We start from the raw sequence: 19,265 nt of genomic DNA, 5'->3' as shown, positions 1-19,265 counted from the left end.
TCCAGGAAACGTTCGAGCAAGTGGGGTGGCCGGGCGGGTCAGGAGATGCCGAACTCCTTGCCGAGCAGTTCGAAGACCTCGTCGTCCGTCGCGTCGTCGAGGTCGTCGGACGCCGCCGCTTCGACGTCGGCACGGCTGTCGCGCCACGCGGCGAGGAGCGCCGTCAGGCGGGCGCCGACCTGGTCGTCCTCGTCGTCGCCGGGCTTGACCGCGGCGAGGCTCGCCTCGATGCGGTTCAGTTCGGCGAGCAGCGGCGCCACCGCGCCGGGCTCCTCGATGACGAGCCCCTCCTCGAGCAGTTCGACCAGGTCGAGCGGGGTCGGGTAGTCGAAGATGAGGGTGGCGGGCAGCCGGAGCCCCGTGGCCGCGCCGAGCCGGTTGCGCAGCTCGACCGCGGTGAGCGAGTCGAAGCCCAGCTCCGTGAAGGCGCGCCGTTCGTCCACTTCCGCCGCGCCGGTCAGTGCGAGGACGGCGGCGACGTGGGCGCACACGAGGTCCACCAGGGCCGACGGACGCTCGGACGCGGGCAGCGCCGCGAGCCGCTCCCGGAGCGCGGCGGCCGGGTCGAGCCCGGTCTCCGCGGCCCTGCGGGTCGTCGTGCGCACGAGTCCGCCGAACACCGGGGGCACGTGCGGGAGTTCACGTACGGCACGCAGGTCGAGCCGCATCGGTACGACGACCGGGTCCGCCCCGAGGGCCACCGCGTCGAACAGCTCCAGGCCTTCCTCGGGGGTGAGGCCCGCGGTGCCGGCGTCGGCCATCCGGGCGCCCATGCCGTCCCCGCCGGACCACAGGCCCCACGCGAGTGAGGTCGCGGGCAGGCCCTGGGCGCGCCGGTGCTGGGCGAGCGCGTCGAGGAAGGCGTTGGCCGCCGCGTAGTTGCCCTGGCCGGGGTTGCCCAGGGTGCCCGCGGCGGACGAGAACAGCACGAACGCCGTCAGGTCCAGGTCGCCGGTCGGCCACGTCGCAGGCGACGGCGGCGACTTCGGCGCCGAGGCCCACCAACTCGTCGTACAGCTCACCGACGTGACCACGCCTGCTCGCAAGGACGAGCCGTCGTACGCCATGGCGTCGCACCAGGTGCCGCGCCACCAACCCGCCGAGCATGCCGCTCGCACCGGTCACGAGGACCGCACCGGTGCCGAAGGACGAAGCCTCCTCCTCTGTATCGGCGGGCCTGACCCGTGCGAGCCTCGGCACGAACGACTCGCCGCCGCGCACCGCAAGCTCGGGTTCGGACCTGGTGAGGGCGGGCTTCCAGCCGTTCTCGTCGTCGACGTCGACGAGCACGACGCGGTCGGGGTGCTCCGACTGCGCCGTACGCACCAGACCCCAGACGGCGGCCGCGGCCAGGTCCGGCACGTCCTCGTCCGCTCCGACGGCCACGGCGCCCCTCGTCACGAGGACCAGGCGCGAGGTCTCGCACCGCTCGTCGGCCAGCCAGCCCTGCACCAGCTCCAGGACGGCCAGGACCCCGGGGCGTACCGCGGCCGCGTCATCGGTCGCGTCGGACTCGGCGCACCGCACCACGACGTTGTCGGGCAGCAACTCGCCCGCGTCCAGCTCCGACCGTACGGCGGCCCAGTCCGCGAACTCCGCCACCGAGCCGACGCTCCCGCCGGAGGAAGCCGTGGCGGCTGTCCAGTCGAGGCGGAACAGCGACTCCCAGCCGCGCCGGGTCAGCGCGGCCGTGACCGGACGCAGGACGAGCGAGTCGATCGAGACGACCGGAGCGCCCGCTCCGTCCGTGACGGTCAGCGCCACGCCGTCGGTGCCCGCGGGCGCCAGCCGGACGCGCACCGCGGTCGCGCCGGAGGCGTGCAGCCGCGCGCCCGACCACGAGAACGGCAGCCTGCCGGGATCGTCTCCCCCGCCCATCAGGCCGATGGCATGGAGCGACGCGTCCAGGAGGGCCGGGTGCAGGCCGAATCCGCCTGCGTCGACGCCGTCCGGCAGGGCGACCTCGGCGAAGACCTCCTCACCCTTGCGCCAAGCGGCGCGCAAGCCTTGGAACACCGGGCCGTAGCCGAACCCGCCATCAGCCATGCGGTCGTAGAGCCCGTCCAGGTCCACGGCCTCCGCCCCGGCAGGAGGCCAGACACCGGCATCGACCATAGGCGTCTCCGCGCCGCCCGTGAGGGCGCCGCTCGCGTGCCGGACCCACACATCGCCGTCGTCCTCACGAGCGTGGACGGTCACAGGACGCCGACCGGACTCGTCCGGCGCACCGACCCGCACCTGCACCCGTACGCCACCACGCTCGGGCACCACCAACGGCGCCTCCAGCGTCAACTCCTCCACCACATCGCACCCGACCTGATCACCGGCACGCACCGCCAGTTCGAGGAAGGCCGTGCCGGGCAGCAGGACCGAACCCTGGATCGCGTGATCGGCCAGCCACGGGTGGGTTCCCCTGGAGAGGCGGCCCGTGAACAGGACGGTGTCCTCGTCCGCAGGCGCGACCGCGGCGCCGAGCAGCGGGTGGTCGGCGGAGCCGAGGCCGAGCCCGGTGGCGTCGGTGGCGGGCCGCAGGCTCGTGTCGGGCCAGAACCGCTGGTACTGGAAGGCGTACGTCGGCAGGTCGACGGTGTAGCCGCTGCCCGCGTAGTAGGCGTCCCAGTCGACGCGCACGCCGCGTACGTCCAGCTCGGCGAGCGCGGTCATGACCGCGTTGTCCTCCGGCCGGTCGCCGCGCAGGACGGGCACGAAGGCCGCGTCCGGCAGGGACTCCTGTCCGAGCGCGGACAGTACGCCACCGGGTCCGATCTCGACGAGGACGTCCGCGCCCATGTCGACCACGGCGTCGGCGAAGCGCACGGACTCGCGCACGTGCCGCACCCAGTAGTCCGCCGATCCCAACTCCGCGCCGGAGACCGGCTTGCCGGTCAGCGTGGACACGATCGGGATCGTGGGCGTCTCGTACGACACGCTGTCGAGGACCGTGCGGAAGTCGTCGAGCATCGGGTCCATGAGCGGGGAGTGGAACGCGTGGCTGACCTTCAGGCGGGTCGCCTTGCGGCCCTCCGCACGCCAGTGCTCCGCGATCGTGTCGACGTCGGCGGCCACACCGGACTCGTTCAGCGCCTCGGCATCCGCACCGAACAACACCTCCCGCACCCGCGGGTCGAACTCCGCGAGCACAGCCTCCAGCGCCTCCGCGAACACCGGGAAACGAGCCGCCAGTTCACGACCCATGCCAAGGCGCTGCGCCCCCTGCCCCGAGAACAGGAAGCCGACCCGGCGCTCGTAGGCGACACCGCGTACGACCGCGTTGGTGAGCCGTCCCTCGACGGCATCGGTGAGTCCGGCGAGGAGGTCGGCGGAGTCGCGGCCGACGACGGCGAGCCGGTGTTCGAACCCGGCTCGCGAGGTCGCGAGGGCGCGGGCGACGTCCGCCGGGGCGAGGTCGGGCCGCGCGGTCAGGTGGTCGCGCAGCCGGACCGCCTGGTCGTGCAGCGCGCTCTCGGTGCGGCCGGAGACCAGCCAGGGGCCGAGCGGTGCGGCCTCGGCGGTCTGCGGCTCGTCGGCGTCCGGCGCGGACTCGATGATGACGTGCGCGTTGGTGCCGCTGAAGCCGAAGGACGACACGCCGGCCCGGCGGGGCCGGTCGGCGTGCGGCCAGGGCCGTGCCTCGGTGAGGAGTTCCACGGCGCCCGCGGACCAGTCGATGTGCGGTGAGGGCTCGCCGACGTGCAGGGTCTTCGGCAGCAGTCCGTGCCGCATCGCCATGACCGTCTTGATGACGCCGCCGACTCCGGCGGCGGCCTGGGTGTGGCCGATGTTGGACTTCAGGGAACCCAGCCACAGCGGGTCACCGGCGCGGTCCCGCCCGTAGGTGGCGAGCAGGGCCTGGGCCTCGATGGGGTCGCCGAGGGTGGTGCCGGTGCCGTGCGCCTCGACCGCGTCGACGTCGGACGCGGCCAGACCCGCGCTCGCCAGTGCCTGCCGGATCACCCGCTGCTGCGAGGGGCCGTTGGGCGCGGTGAGGCCGTTGGACGCGCCGTCCTGGTTGACCGCAGAGCCGCGGACCACCGCGAGCACCTGGTGACCATTGCGGCGTGCGTCCGAGAGGCGTTCCAGGACGAGCATGCCGACGCCTTCGCCCCAGCCGGTGCCGTTGGCGTCCGTGGAGAACGAGCGGCAGCGGCCGTCCGGCGAGAGGCCCTGCTGGCGGGTGAAGTCGATGAAGGCGGACGGAGTCGCCATCACGGTGACACCGCCCGCGAGCGCGAGATCGCACTCGCCGGAGCGCAGCGCCTGAGCGGCCAGGTGCAGGGCGACCAGGGACGACGAGCAGGCCGTGTCCACGGTCATCGCGGGCCCTTCCATCCCGAACACGTACGACACGCGGCCGGACGCGACGCTGCCCGCGTTGCCCGTGCCGAGGAAGCTCTCGACGCTCTCGGGCACGCCGTGCAGCTGGGAGGCGTAGTCGTGGTACATGACGCCCGCGAACACGCCGGTCGCGGTGCCGCGCACCGACTTGGGGTCGATGCCCGCCCGCTCGAAGGCCTCCCAGGAGGTCTCGAGGAGCAGGCGCTGCTGCGGGTCCATGGCGAGGGCCTCGCGCGGCGATATCCCGAAGAAGCCCGGGTCGAACTGGTCCGCGTCGTGCAGGAAGCCGCCCTCACGGGTGTAGGAGCTGCCGGCCCGCTCGCCCGCGGGGTCGTACAGGGACTCCATGTCCCAGCCGCGGCCGGTCGGGAACGGCGTGATGCCCTCGGCCTCGTCGACGAGCAGGCGCCACAGGTCCTCCGGGGTGGTGACCCCGCCGGGGTAGCGGCAGCTCATGCCGACGATCGCGATCGGCTCGTCGGTCGCGGCCGCGACGGCGACCGTGCCGGTGGCCGGTGCGGCGACGGGCGCCCCGGCGAGTTCGACGCCGACGAACGCGGCGATCGCCGCGGGAGTCGGGTAGTCGAAGATCAGTGTGGCGGGCAGCCGGAGGCCCGTGGCGGTGCCGAGCCGGTTGCGCAGGTCGACGGCGGTCAGCGAGTCGAAGCCCAGCTCCGTGAACGCCTGTCCTGCCGCGACCTCCTCCGGTCCGGCGTGGCCGAGCACCACGGCGGCCTGGGTGCGGACGAGGTCCAGGAGCACCCGCTCGCGCTCGTCCTCGGCCAGGGGCGCGAGCCGGTCGCGGAGCGCGGCGGCCGGGTCGGTGCCGCTTCCCGCCGCCCTGCGGGTCGTCGTGCGCACGAGTCCGCTGAACACCGGGGGCACGTGCGGGAGTTCGCGTACGGCACGCAGGTCGAGCCGCATCGGTACGACGACGGGCTCGGTGCCGGAGACCGCGGCGTCGAACAGCGCGACGCCCTCGTCCGCGGACAGGCCGGTCGCGGCGGACTGTGCCACGCGGGCGCCCATGCCGTCGGCCCACAGGCCCCACGCGAGTGAGGTCGCGGGCAGGCCCTGGGCGTGCCGCTGCCGGGCCAGGGCGTCGAGGAACGCGTTGGCCGCGGAGTAGTTGCCCTGCCCGGGCCCGCCCAGCGTGCCCGCCACGGACGAGAACAGCACGAACGCCGTCAGGTCCAGGTCGCGGGTCAGCTCGTGCAGGTGCCGGGCCGCGTCGACCTTGGGCCGGAACACGGTGTCGATCTGCTCCGGGGTGAGCGAGCCGATGGTGCCGTCGGCGAGGACACCGGCGGTGTGCACGACGGCCGTCACGGGGTGCTCGGCCAGGAGCGCCGCGAGGGCTTCCCGGTCGGAGACGTCGCAGGCCGCGTACGTCACTTCGGCGCCCTGTGCGACGAGTTCGGTACGCAGTTCCTCGGCGCCCTCGGCCGCGATGCCACGCCTGCTGGCGAGGACGAGGCGGCCGACTCCGTGACCGGCGACGAGGTGCCGGGCGACGAGGCCGCCCAGGGCACCGGACGCGCCCGTCACCAGGACCGAGCTGTCCGGCCCGAACGCCGGGTCCGTGCCGGGCTCCGGCCGCACCCGCGCGAGGCGGGCCACGTACGCCTGCCCGTCCCGTACGGCGATCTGGGGCTCGCCGGTGGTCAGCACCGGCTTCCAGGCGCTGTCGTCCGCGGTGTCCGCGTCGACGAGCACGATGCGGCCGGGGTTCTCCGCCTGTGCCGTACGCACCAGGCCCCAGACGGCGGCCGCGGCCAGGTCCGGCACGTCCTCGTCCGCTCCGACGGCCACGGCGCCCTTGGTCACGAGGACCAGGCGCGAGGTCGCGCAGCGGTCGTCGGCGAGCCAGTCCCGCACCAACTCCAGGACGGCCAGGACGTGTTCACGTACCGCAGCCACGTCGTCGGACTCGGCGCACCGCACCACGACGGTGTCCGGCAGCGTCTCCGCCGCGTCCAGCTCCGACCGTACGGCGGCCCAGTCCGCGAACTCCGCCACCGAGCCGGGGTTCCCGGCCGGTGCCGGGGCGGGCAGCCAGTCCAGGTGGAACAGCGACTCCCGGCCCTGCCGGGACAGTGCGGCCGTGACAGGACGCAGGACGAGCGAGTCGATCGAGACGACCGCAGCGCCCGCTCCGTCCGTGACGGTCAGCGCCACACCGTCGGCCCCCGCGGGCGCCAGCCGGACGCGCACCGCGGTGGCGCCGGAGGCGTGCAGCCGCACACCCGACCACGAGAACGGCAACTTCCCAGGACCGTCCGCCGCACCCATCAGGCCGATCGCGTGCAGCGACGCGTCCAACAGGGCCGGATGCAGGCCGAATCCGTCCACACCCACGTCGTCCGGCAGAGCGACCTCGGCGAAGACCTCCTCACCCTTGCGCCAAGCAGCCCGCAGACCCTGGAACACCGGCCCGTAGCCGAACCCGCCATCGGACATCCGGTCATAGAGCCCGTCCAGGTCCACGACCTCCGCCCCGGCAGGCGGCCAGACACCGGCATCGACGATCGGCATCTCCGCGCCACCCGTCAAGGCACCGCTCGCGTGCCGGACCCACACTTCACCGTCGTCCTCACGAGCGTGGACGGTCACAGGACGCCGACCGGACTCGTCCGGCGCACCGACCCGCACCTGCACCCGCACGCCGCCACGCTCAGGCACCACCAACGGCGCCTCCAGCGTCAACTCCTCCACCACATCGCACCCGACCTGATCACCGGCATGCACCGCCAGCTCCAGGAACGCCGTACCCGGCAGCAGAATCGAGCCCTGGATCGCGTGATCGGCCAGCCAGGGGTGGGTCTCCACCGACAGCCTGCCGGTGAAGAACTGCCCGTCCGAGTCGGGAGTGTCGACGATCGCGCTGAGCAGCGGGTGGTCGGCCGCGCCGAGACCCGCCGCGTCGAGGTCGCCCGCGGAGACTCCGGCGTCGAGCCAGTAGCGCTTCCGCTGGAACGCGTACGTCGGCAGGTCCACGCGCCGCGCGCCCCGGCCGGCGAAGAACGCCTCCCAGTCCACCCGCACACCGTGCGTGGACAGTTGGGCCACGGCAGTCGTCAGCGCGGTCTCCTCCGGACCGTCGCCCCGCAGCGCGGGTACGAAGGCCGCGTCCGCCGCGCACTCCTGGCCCAGCGCCGAGAGGACGCCACCGGGCCCGACCTCGACGAAGGTGACCATGCCCTGGGCCACGAGCGTGTCGACGGCGTCGGCGAAGCGCACGGCCTCGCGCACGTGCCGCACCCAGTACTCGGGCGAGGCCAGCTCCTCGGCCGTCGCGTTCGTACCGGTCAGCGTCGACACGATCGGGATCGCGGGCGCCTCGTACGACACGCCTTCCAGGACCGTGCGGAAGTCGTCCAGCATCGGGTCCATCAGCGGCGAGTGGAACGCGTGGCTCACCTTGAGACGGGTCGCCTTGCGCCCAGCCTCGCGCCAACGCTCCGCGATCGCGTCGACGTCAGCGGCCACACCGGAGACGCGCAGCCAGCTCACCGATCGAGTGGCCCGCAAGCACGTCGGGCCGCACACCCCACGACTCAAGGAGACGGAACAACGCCACCTCGACCGCGAACAGCGCAGGCTGCGTCACCCCCGTCTCGTTCAGCGCATCAACATCCGCACCGAACAGCACGTCCGTTACAGCCGGGTCGCACTCACCAAGGACCGCCTCCAGCGCCTCCGCGAACACCGGGAAACGGGCGGCCAGTTCACGCCCCATGCCGAGCCGCTGCGACCCCTGGCCCGAGAACAGGAAGCCCACACCGCCCACGGCGACGGACCCCGTGTGCAGGCCGGGGAACGGGCGCTCCTCCGCCAGCGCAGCGAGCCCGTCGAGGAGCGCCGCGCGGTCCTCCGCCACGACGGCGGCGCGGTGGTCGAAGGCGGACCGGGTCACGGCCAGCGAGTAGGCGACGTCCAGGACGCCGGTCCCGGGCTCGCCCGCGACGTGGTCCCGGAGTCGCCGTGCCTGCTCGCGCAGTGCCTCCGCGTTCTTGGCCGAGAGGAGCCACGGCACGGCGCCGTCTGCCGGTGCCGGGACGTGGTCGTCGCTCGGGACCTGCTCGATGATGGTGTGCGCGTTGGTGCCGCTCACACCGAACGACGACACGCCGGCGCGGCGCGGGCGGCCGGTCTCCGGCCACGAACGGGCCTGCGTCAGCAGCTCGACGTCACCGGCGGACCAGTCCACCTGTGAGGTGGGCTCACCGACGTGGAGGGTCGGCGGCAGCACGCCGTGCCGCATCGCCATGACCATCTTGATGATGCCGGAGACACCGGCGGCGGCCTGGGTGTGCCCGATGTTCGACTTGATCGAGCCGAGCCACAGCGGTTCACCGGCGCGGTCCTGGCCGTAGGTGGCGAGGAGTGCCTGGGCCTCGATCGGGTCGCCGAGCGTCGTACCCGTGCCGTGTGCCTCGACCGCGTCCACGTCGGACGTGGACAGGCCCGCGCTCGCCAGCGACTGCCGGATGACGCGCTGCTGGGAGGGGCCGTTGGGGGCGGTGAGGCCGTTGGACGCGCCGTCCTGGTTCACGGCCGAACCCCGCACGACCGCAAGGACCTTGTGACCGTTGCGGCGGGCGTCCGACAGCCGCTCCACCAGCAGCATGCCGACGCCCTCGCCCCAGCCCGTGCCGTCCGCGCTGTCGGAGAACGACTTGCAGCGGCCGTCGGCGGCGAGGCCGCGTTGACGGCTGAAGTCCACGAACGTGCCCGCGGTGGCCATTACCGCGACACCGCCCGCGAGCGCGAGATCGCACTCTCCCGACCGCAGCGCCTGCACCGCCATGTGCAGCGCGACGAGCGACGAGGAGCACGCGGTGTCGACGGTGACCGCGGGGCCTTCGAGGCCCATCATGTAGGCGACGCGGCCGGACGCGACACTGCCGGACGCGCCGGTGCCCAGATAGCCCTCGACGTCCTCCGGCACGGAACGCAGCCGCGCCGCGTAGTCGTGGTACATCAGGCCCGCGTACACACCGGTGGCGCTGCCCCGCACCGACTCCGGGGCGATCCCGGCCCGCTCGAACGCCTCCCAGGACGCTTCGAGGAGCAGGCGCTGCTGCGGGTCCATGGCGAGGGCCTCGCGGGGCGAGATGCCGAAGAAGCCCGGGTCGAACTCGTCGGCGTCGTAGAGGAAGCCGCCTTCGCGGGCGTACGAGGTGCCGATGTGGTCCGGGTCCGGGTGGTAGAGCCGTGCCAGGTCCCAGCCGCGGTTGTCGGGGAAGTCGCCGATGGCGTCGGTGCCGTCGTGGACGAGCTGCCACAGGTCCTCGGGCGAGTTGACGCCGCCCGGGTAGCGGCAGCTCATGCCGACGATCGCGATCGGCTCGTCGGTGATCGCGGCCACCGTGCGGGTGGTCGCCGTGGCGACCGGGGAGCCCGCGAGTTCGGAGCCGAGGAAGGCGGCGACCGCCGCGGGGGTCGGGTGGTCGAAGACCAGGGTCGCGGGCAGGCGCAGTTCGGTGACCGCGTTGAGGTTGTTCCGCAGTTCGACGGCGCTGAGTGAGTCGAAGCCCACTTCGCGGAAGGCGCGGTCGGGTGCGACGGCGTGCGCCGAGCTGTGGCCGAGGACCATGGCCACGTGCTCCTGGACGAGGGTCAGGAGGGTCTTCTCCCGCTCCGCGTCGGTCAGGCCCACCAGGGACTCGGCCAGCGCCGAACCCGCGACGGCGGCACGCTCGACGGTCCTGCGCACGGCGGTGCGCACCAGGCCGCGCAGGACGACCGCCACGGGGTGGGAGCGTGCCTGCCGGTGCAGGGCGGGCAGGTCGAGCGGGACCGGCGCGAGGACGGCGCGGCCTGTGGTGCCCGCCGCGTCGAACAGAGCGAGCCCCTGGGCCGTGCGCAGCGGGATCAGGCCGCCCCTGCTCATCCGCTTCACGTCGGCCTCGTCGAGCTGTCCGCTCATGCCGCTGGCCTCGGCCCACAGGCCCCAGGCCAGGGAGGTCGCGGGCAGCCCGGCCGCGCGGCGGTGCTGCGCGAGGGCGTCGAGGAAGGTGTTCGCGGCCGCGTAGTTGCCCTGCCCCGGGCCGCCGAACACGCCGGAGGCGGAGGAGAACAGGACGAACGCCGACAGGTCCAGGTCGCGGGTCAGCTCGTGCAGGTGCCAGGCCGCGTCGGCCTTGGGCCGGAACACGGTGTCGATGCGGTCCGGGGTGAGCGAGCCGATCGTGGCGTCGTCGAGGACACCGGCGGTGTGGACGACGGCGGTCACGGGGTGCTCGGCCAGGAGCGCCGCGAGGGCGTCGCGGTCGGAGACGTCGCAGGCCGCGTACGTCACTTCGGCGCCCAGCGCTACCAGTTCGTCGCGCAGGTCCTCGGCGCCCTCGGCAGCGATGCCACGCCTGCTGACCAGGAGCAGGTTGCGAACGTCTCGCTCGGCGACCAAGTGCCGGGCGACGAGGCCGCCCAGTGTGCCGGTGGCGCCGGTGACCAGCACCGCACCGGAGCCGAAGCCCGGGTCGTCCACGGCGGAGCGCGCGGCCCTGGCCAGGCGCGGCACGCTGGCACGACCGGCGCGCAGGGCGAGTTGGGTCTCGCCGGTGGCGAGTGCGGCGGGCAGCGCGTCGAGCGAGGCCGCCTCCTCGTCGAGGTCGACCAGGACGATCCGGTCGGGGTTCTCCGACTGGGCCGTGCGCACCAGGCCCCACACGGCGGCGTGCGCGAGGTGCCGTACGTCCTCGTCGTCCGTGGTGGCGACCGCGCCCTTGGTCACGACGACCAGGCGGGCCGCGTCGAAGCTCTCGTCCGTCAGCCACGTCTGGACCAGGTCGAGGGCCCAGTGTGCCGCCTCGTGCGCCGAGGCCACGGGGTCGGACGCGGACGGGTCCGGGCTCGACACGACCACGTAGTCGGGCAGTTCCGCCGACGGCGTGAGCGAGTCGGTCCACTCGGTCGTCGGGACGTCGCCGTCGGTCAGCGGTACGGGCGACCAGTCCACGCCGAACAGCGCGTCGCTGAGTTCGTCACCGGCCAGCTGTTCCTGCGAGACGGGCCGGATCACCAGCGAGTCGACCGTGGCCACCGGGGCGCCCGCCCCGTCCGCGATCGCCAGCGCCACCCGGTCGGGTCCGGAGGAGGTCAGGCGCACCCGCAGCAGTTCCGCGCCGGAGGCGTGCAGCCGCACCCCCGACCACGCGAACGGCAGCCGGCCGACCCCGTCGGCCTCACCGGACAGGCTGATGGCGTGCAGGGCCGCGTCGAGCAGCGCCGGGTGCAGCCCGAACCCTTCGGCCTTCACGCCGTCGGGCAGCGCGACCTCGGCGTACACCTCGCCGCCGTCGCGCCAGGCGGCCTTCAGGCCCTGGAACACCGGCCCGTAGCCGAAGCCGCCCTGGACCATGTGGTCGTAGAAGCCGCCCAGGTCGACGGCCTCGGCGCCGGTCGGCGGCCACTCGGTCAGGGCGGCGCCGCCGCGGGCCCGGCCACCGGCCTGGAGCACACCGATGGCGTGCCGGGTCCACGGCCGGCCGTCGTCGGTGTCGCCCGCGCTGGAGTGGAGCGTCAGCTCCCGCCTGCCGGACTCGTCCTCGGCGCCGACCCACACCTGGACCCGCACCGTGCCGTTCTCGGGCACCACAAGGGGCGCCTCCAGCGTCAGTTCCTCGACCACGTCGCAGCCGACCTGGTCACCGGCGCGGATCGCCAGCTCCAGGAACGCCGTACCGGGCAGCAGGATCGAGCCGAGCACGGCGTGATCGGCCAGCCACGGGTGCGTGCGCACGGACAGGCGGCCGGTGAGCAGCACGCCGTCGGTGCCGCCGAGGACGACCGTCGCACCCAGCAGCGGGTGGTCGGCGGCGCCGAGCCCGGCCGCCGTCACGTCGCCCATCGCGGGCATCACGTGGGGCCAGTAGCGCTGGTGCTGGAAGGCGTACGTCGGCAGGTCCACGCGGCGCGGGCCCCGGCCGTCGAAGAAGGGCCGCCAGTCCACCTGCACGCCGCACACGTGCAGGTGGCCGACGGCGGTCGTGGCCGCGGCGTCCTCGGGGCGGTCGCCGCGCAGCATCGGTACGAAGACCGCGTCCGGGGCGGACTCCTGGCCCAGGGCGGACAGTGCGCCGCCGGGGCCGACCTCGACGAACGTCGTCACGCCCTCGTCCACACCGTCTCCGGCAAGCCCTCATCAGTGACCCCGGCCTCGGACGCCTGGATCGCGACCATCGCGCCACCGGTCGGGAGCGCCTGCATGAGCGCGCCCCGCGCCGACACGACCTTGACCGCATCAGCCAGGGACCAGACCCCGGCCACGTGGGCCGCAGCCAGCTCACCGATCGAGTGCCCCGCAAGAACGTCGGGCCGCACACCCCACGACTCAAGGAGCCGGAACAACGCCACCTCGACCGCGAACAGCGCGGGCTGCGTCACCCCGGTCTCGTTCAGGACGTCGGCGTCCTCGCCGAACAGCACCTCACGTACCGACGGGTCGAACGCCGCGAGGACCTCGTCCAGGGCTTCGGCGAACACCGGGAAGCGAGCCGCCAGTTCACGCCCCATGCCGAGCCGCTGCGCCCCCTGCCCCGAGAACAGGAAACCGACCTGTCCCGGTTCACCGGCGACGCCCGTGACCGCCGCACCGGTCATCCGGCCGTCTGCCACGGCTGCCAGCGCGGCCAGGAACTCGTCCCGCTCGCCGCCGACGACCACCGCGCGGTGCTCAAGGACCGCCCGCGACGACACCAGGGCGTGGCCCACGTCCGCGACGGTCAGCTCGGGGTCGTCGGTGACGAAGGACCTGAGGCGGGCGGCCTGCTCTCGGAGTGCCTCGGGGGTCTGGGCCGACAGGGTCCACGGCACGAGACCGTCGCGCACCGGCTCCGGCGCGTCCTCCGGAGCGTTCTCCGGCTCGGCCGCCGGGGCCTGCTCGATGATCGTGTGGGCGTTGGTGCCGCTGACGCCGAACGAGGACACGCCTGCGCGCCAGGGCCTGCCGGTCTGCGGCCAGGGCCGCGACTCGGTCAGCAGTTCCACCGCGCCCGCGGACCAGTCCACGTGCGACGAGGGGTCGGTGACGTGCAGGGTCTCGGGCAGGACTCCCTGCCGCAGCGCCATCACCATCTTGATCACACCGGCCACACCGGCGGCGGCCTGCGTGTGCCCGATGTTCGACTTGACCGAGCCGAGCCACAGGGGCTCACCGGTGCGGTCCCGCCCGTAGGTGGCGAGCAGGGCCTGGGCCTCGATCGGGTCGCCGAGGGTCGTGCCGGTGCCGTGGGCCTCCACGGCGTCCACGTCGGACGGGGCGAGGCCCGCGCTCGCGAGGGCCTGGCGGATGACCCGCTGCTGGGAGGGGCCGTTGGGTGCCGTCAGACCGTTCGACGCGCCGTCCTGGTTGATCGCGGAGCCCCGCACCACCGCCAGGATCTGGCGTCCGTTGCGCTGGGCGTCCGACAGGCGCTCGACGAGCAGCATGCCGACGCCCTCGCCCCAGCCGGTGCCGTCGGCGCTGTCGGAGAAGGCCTTGCAGCGGCCGTCGTCGGCCAGGCCGCGCTGGCGGCTGAAGTCGATGAACACGCCGGGTGTCGACATCACGGTGACGCCGCCGACCAGGGCCGTCGAGCACTCCCCTGAGCGCAGTGCCTGCACCGCCATGTGCAGGGCGACCAGCGACGACGAGCAGGCCGTGTCGACGGTGACGGCGGGGCCCTCGAGGCCGAACGTGTAGGACAGACGGCCGGAGATGACACTCGCGGCACTGCCGGTGCCCATGTACCCCTCGACCTCACGCATGCTGTCCGGCGCGGCCATCAGGAGCGTCGGGTAGTCCTGGCCGTTGGTGCCGATGAACACGCCGGACCGGCTGCCGCGCACGGAGTGCGGGTCGATGCCCGCCCGCTCGTACACCTCCCAGGTGGTCTCCAGGAGGAGGCGCTGCTGCGGGTCCATGGCCATGGCCTCGCGCGGCGAGATCCCGAAGAACGCCGGGTCGAACTCGGCGACGCGGTCGAGGAAGGCACCCTTGTCGGTGTACGACGTGCCGGGGCTCGCCAGCTCCGGGTCGTAGAGCGCGTCCACGTCCCAGCCGCGGTCGGTGGGGAACTCCACGACGGCGTCGGTGCCGCCGGCGAGGAGCCGCCACAGGTCCTCCGGCGAGTTCACACCGCCGGGGAAGCGGCAGCTCATGCCGACGATGGCGATGGCCTCGTCGACGGCGACCGTGGTGTGCGTGGTCGCCGCCTCGACGGGTGCGCCCACGAGTTCGGTGTCGAGGAACGCGGCGAGGGCGGCGGGCGTCGGGTAGTCGTAGATCAGCGTCGCGGGCAGGCGCAGTTCGGTGACCGCGGTGAGGTTGTTGCGGAGTTCGACGGCGCTGAGCGAGTCGAAGCCGAGTTCCTTGAAGGCGCGGTCGGGTGCGACGGCCTGCGCCGAGCCGTGGCCGAGGACCACGGCGACGTGGCTCTGCACCAGTTCGACGAGTGCCTTCTCGCGGTCGGCGGCGGTCATGCCCGCCAGCGACTGCGCCCAACTCGACCGGGCCGTGGCACCGGCCTCGGCGGTCCGGCGCGCGGTGGTGCGCACCAGGCCGCGCAGGACGGGCGCCACGGGGTGGGAGCGCGCCTGCCGGTTGAGCGCGGGCAGGTCGAGCGGGACAGGCGCGAGCAGGGCGCGGCCGGTCGATGCCGCCGCGTCGAACAGGGCGAGCCCGTCGGCCGTACGGAGCGGGAGCAGGCCGCCGCGGCCCATCCGCTTCACGTCGGCGTCGTCGAGCGCGCCGGTCATGCCGCTGGCCTCGGCCCACAGGCCCCACGCGAGGGACGTGGCGGGCAGTCCGGCGTCGTGGCGGTGCTGCGCGAGCGCGTCGAGGAAGGTGTTGGCGGCGGCGTAGTTGCCCTGGCCGGGGGCGCCGAGGATGCCCGCCACCGAGGAGAACAGGACGAACGCGGACAGGTCCAGGTCGCGGGTCAGCTCGTGCAGGTTCCACGCGGCGTCGACCTTCGGCCGGAACACCGTGTCCACGCGCTCCGGCGTCAACGAGCCGATCACGCCGTCGTCGAGGACACCGGCGGTGTGCACGACGGCGGAGACCTCGTGCGCGGAAAGGAGCGCCGCGACGGCGTCGCGGTCGGCCACGTCGCAGGCCACCAGGGCGACTTCGGCGCCGAGCGCGACCAGTTCGGCCCGCAGTTCCTCGGCGCCTTCGGCCGCGGCACCGCGCCTGCTGACCAGGAGCAGGTTCCGTACGCCCCGCTCCGCGGCCAGATGCCGTGCGACCTGGGCGCCCAGGGTGCCCGTTGCGCCGGTGACGAGGACCGCGCCCGAGCCGAAGCCGGGGTCGTCGGCGGCGGACCGCTGGACCCTGGCGAGCCGCGGCACCCGGAGGTCGCCGGAGCGCACCGCCAACTGCGTCTCGCCGATGGCCAGTCCGGACGCCAGCGCGTCCAGGGAGGCCGCGTCGTCGTCGAGGTCGACGAGGACGAACCGGTCCGGGTTCTCCAGCTGGGCGGACCGCACCATGCCCCACACCGCCGCCTGCGCGACGTCCCGCACCTGCTCGTCGGCCGACGCGGCGACCGCGCCCCTGGTCACGACGGCCAGGCGGGCCGCGTCGAACCGCTCGTCCGCGAGCCACGTCTGGACCAGATCGAGGGCCCAGTGCGCCGCCTGGTGCGCCGAGGCCGCCGGGTCGGACCCGGACGTGACGGGGCACGACACGACCACGTAGCCCGACCGCGGCTCCGTGAGGGCCGCCAGGTCGGTGAACTCGGTCGTCGGTGCCGCGTCGCCGGACGGCGCGACGGTCACCCAGTCGACGCCGAACAGCGCGTCGTCGCGGTCCTCTCCGGCGACCTCGTCCGGCGTGACCGGGCGCAGTTCGAGGGCGTCCACGGTCGCGACCGGAGCACCCGCCCCGTCCGCGACCGCCAGCGAGAACCCGTCCCCGCCCGTGGGCGCGAGGCGCACCCGCAGCACCGTGGCGCCCGAGGCGTGCAGCCGCACGCCCGACCACGCGAACGGCACCTGTCCTGCCTCGTCGGCGCCGCCGGACAGACCGATGGCGTGCAGCGCGGCGTCGAGGAGCGCGGGATGCAGGCCGAAGCCGTCCGCGCCCGCCTCCTCGGGCAGTACGACCTCGGCGAACACCTCGTCGCCGCGCCGCCACACGGCCCGCAGGCCCTGGAACACCGGCCCGTAGCCGAGGCCGGCGTCGGCCGCCCGGTCGTAGAACCCGGCCAGGTCGACGACCTTGGCGCTCGCGGGCGGCCACTCCACCAGGGAGGTGGCGTCGCTCCGTTGGGCCGCGCGCAGCACACCGGTGGCGTGCCGGGTCCACGGCCGGTCGTCGTCGGTGTCGCCCGTGCTGGAGTACAGGGTCAGCTCACGGCTGCCCGACTCGTCCTCGGCGCCGACCCACACCTGTACGCGGACAGCGCCGTGCTCGGGCACCACGAGGGGTGCCTCCAGCGTCAGTTCGTCGACGAGGTCGCACCCGACCTGGTCGCCGGCGCGGACCGCCAGCTCCAGGAACGCCGTGCCGGGCAGCAGGACCGAGCCGTGGACCACGTAGTCGGCAAGCCACGGGTGGGTCTGGACGGACAGGCGGCCGGTGAGCAGCACGCCGTCGGTGCCGCCCACGGTGACGGCCGCGCCGAGCAGCGGGTGGTCGGCGGCGCCGAGTCCGGCGGCCGTCACGTCGCCGACGGCGGGCCGCGCGTCGAGCCAGTGGCGCTGGTGCTGGAAGGCGTACGTCGGCAGGTCGACGCGGCGCGCGCCTCGACCGGCGAAGAACGCCTCCCAGGCGACCTGGACGCCGCGCACGTGCAGTTGTCCGGCGGCGGTCGTGGCGGCGGCGTCCTCGGGGCGGTCGCCGCGCAGCATCGGTACGAAGACACGGCGTCGGCGAAGCGCACGGCCTCGCGGACGTGGCGCACCCAGTAGTCCGGGGAGGCCAGTTCCGCGGCGGTCGCCTTGGCCGCAGCCAGCTCACCGATCGAGTGGCCCGCAAGCACGTCGGGCCGCACACCCCACGACTCAAGGAGACGGAACAACGCCACCTCGACCGCGAACAGCGCGGGCTGCGTCGTCCCCGTCTCGTTCAGGGCGTCGGCGTCCTCGCCGAACAGCACCTCACGTACCGACGGGTCGAACGCCGCGAGGACCTCATCCAGGGCTTCGGCGAACACCGGGAAACGAGAGGCGAGTTCACGCCCCATGCCGAGCCGCTGCGACCCCTGACCCGAGAACAGGAAACCGACCTGTCCCGGTTCACCGACGACCCCCGTGACCGCCGCACCGGTCACCTCTCCGGCGGCCACCGCCGCCAGCGCCTCCAGGAGCTCCGTCCGCTCGGCGGCCACGACCACCGCGCGGTGCTCCAGCATCGCGCGGGACGTCGCGAGGGAGTAGCCGACGTCGGCGACCGGCTGGTCGGCGACCGCGGCAAGGAGGCGTTCGGCCTGTTCCCGCAGGGCGTCCGCGTCACGTGCCGAGACGACCCACGGCACCACGCCGCCGCGCACCGGCTCGGGCGCGTCCTGCGCCGCTTCCTCCGGCTCGGCCACCGGGGCCTGTTCGACGATGACGTGCGCGTTCGTACCGCTGACGCCGAACGACGACACGCCCGCGCGCCACGGCCTGCCGGTCTCCGGCCACGGCCGCGCCTCGGTCAGCAGCTCCACCGCGCCCGCCGACCAGTCCACGTGCGAGGACGGCTTGTCGACGTGCAGGGTCTTCGGCAGCGTGCCGTGCCGCATCGCCAGGACCATCTTCATCACACCGGCGACACCGGAAACGGCCTGGGTGTGGCCGATGTTCGACTTCAGGGCGCCCAGCCACAGCGGCCGGTCGGCCGCCCTGTTCTGGCCGTACGTGGCGAGCAGCGCCTGGGCCTCGATCGGGTCGCCCAGGGTCGTGCCGGTGCCGTGCGCCTCGACGGCGTCGACGTCGGAGGGCACGAGGCCCGAGTGGGCCAGGGCCTGGCGGATGACGCGCTGCTGGGAAGGGCCGTTGGGGGCGGTGAGGCCGTTGGAGGCGCCGTCCTGGTTGACCGCGGAGCCGCGGATCACGCCGAGGACGGGGTGGCCGTTGCGCTGGGCGTCCGAGAGGCGCTCCAGGAGCAGCAGGCCCGCGCCCTCGCCCCAGCCGGTGCCGTCGGCGGCGTCGGCGAAGGGCTTGCAGCGGCCGTTCTCGGCGAGGCCGCGCTGGCGGCTGAACTCGACGAAGGTGTCCGGCGTCGACATCACGGTGACGCCGCCCGCGAGGGCGAGCCCGCACTCGCTGTGCCGCAGCGCGTGCACGGCGAGGTGCAGGGCGACCAGGGAGGACGAGCAGGCGGTGTCGATGGTGAGGGCGGGGCCCTCTAAGCCGAGGACGTAGGAGATGCGGCCGGAGACGACGCTGGCCGCGTTGCCGGTGAGGAAGTAGCCCTCGTAGCCGTCGGGCACGCCGCCCTTGGCCAGGCGGGCCAGGTAGCCCTGGCCGTTGGTGCCGATGAAGACACCGGTCCTGCTGCCGCGCGTCGAGTGCGGGTCGATGCCCGCGCGCTCGAACGCCTCCCAGGACGTCTCCAGGAGCAGTCGCTGCTGGGGGTCCATCGCCGCGGCCTCGCGCGGCGAGATCCCGAAGAACGCCGGGTCGAACTGGTCGGCGTCGTGCAGGAAGGCGCCCTCGCGCGTGTAGCTGGTGCCCTGCCGCTCGGGGTCCTGGTCGTAGAGCGCGTCCAGGTCCCAGCCGCGGTTGGTGGGGAATCCGGAGACGGCGTCCCTGCCGTCCGCCAGGAGCTGCCACAGGTCCTCGGGCGAGTTGACTCCGCCCGGGAACCGGCAGCTCATGGCGACTATCGCGATCGGCTCGACCTCGCGCTCCTCGGCCTCGCGGAGCTTGCCACGCGCCTCTTGGAGGTCCACCGTGGCTCGCCGGAGGTAGTCGAGGTACTTCTCCTCGTTCGACATGTGTTGCGACCTTTCAAG

General features: G+C 73.9%; 3 protein-coding genes and 3 pseudogenes. All 6 read right to left on the bottom strand.

Annotated elements, in window-relative coordinates; all coding sequences use genetic code 11:
• Nucleotides 1-38 precede the first annotated feature (38 nt).
• Complete coding sequence (locus OO63_RS46560) at nucleotides 39-761, bottom strand: acyl carrier protein (RefSeq protein WP_248782202.1); 723 nt, start codon at nucleotides 759-761, stop codon at nucleotides 39-41.
• Nucleotides 762-845: 84 nt separating this feature from the next.
• Nucleotides 846-1,067 (bottom strand): annotated as a pseudogene (locus OO63_RS46555) (KR domain-containing protein); the annotation flags it as partial.
• Nucleotides 1,009-7,824: pseudogene (locus tag OO63_RS47515) on the bottom strand (SDR family NAD(P)-dependent oxidoreductase); the annotation flags it as partial. The pseudogenes OO63_RS46555 and OO63_RS47515, both read right to left, overlap by 59 nt.
• Nucleotides 7,814-12,463 carry a type I polyketide synthase gene (locus OO63_RS47690; RefSeq protein ID WP_051810492.1) on the bottom strand — a complete coding sequence of 1,550 codons (4,650 nt, stop codon included), beginning with the start codon at nucleotides 12,461-12,463 and terminating at the stop codon, nucleotides 7,814-7,816. The gene OO63_RS47690 and the pseudogene OO63_RS47515, both read right to left, overlap by 11 nt.
• Nucleotides 12,448-17,175 (bottom strand): type I polyketide synthase, encoded by a 4,728-nt coding sequence (locus OO63_RS47685; protein WP_063750352.1) that lies wholly within the window; start codon nucleotides 17,173-17,175, stop codon nucleotides 12,448-12,450. The genes OO63_RS47690 and OO63_RS47685 overlap by 16 nt, the downstream gene beginning before the upstream one ends.
• Nucleotides 17,176-17,267: 92 nt before the next feature.
• A pseudogene (locus tag OO63_RS47680) lies at nucleotides 17,268-19,241 on the bottom strand (type I polyketide synthase); the annotation flags it as partial.
• Nucleotides 19,242-19,265: the final 24 nt, after the last annotated feature.

The sequence above is a fragment of the Streptomyces alboflavus genome, from assembly GCF_000716675.1.
GTDB classification, from domain to species: Bacteria; Actinomycetota; Actinomycetes; order Streptomycetales; family Streptomycetaceae; genus Streptomyces; species Streptomyces alboflavus.
The sequence above is the reverse complement of the archived record's forward strand: the minus strand, read 5'-3'. Positions and strand labels throughout refer to the sequence as shown.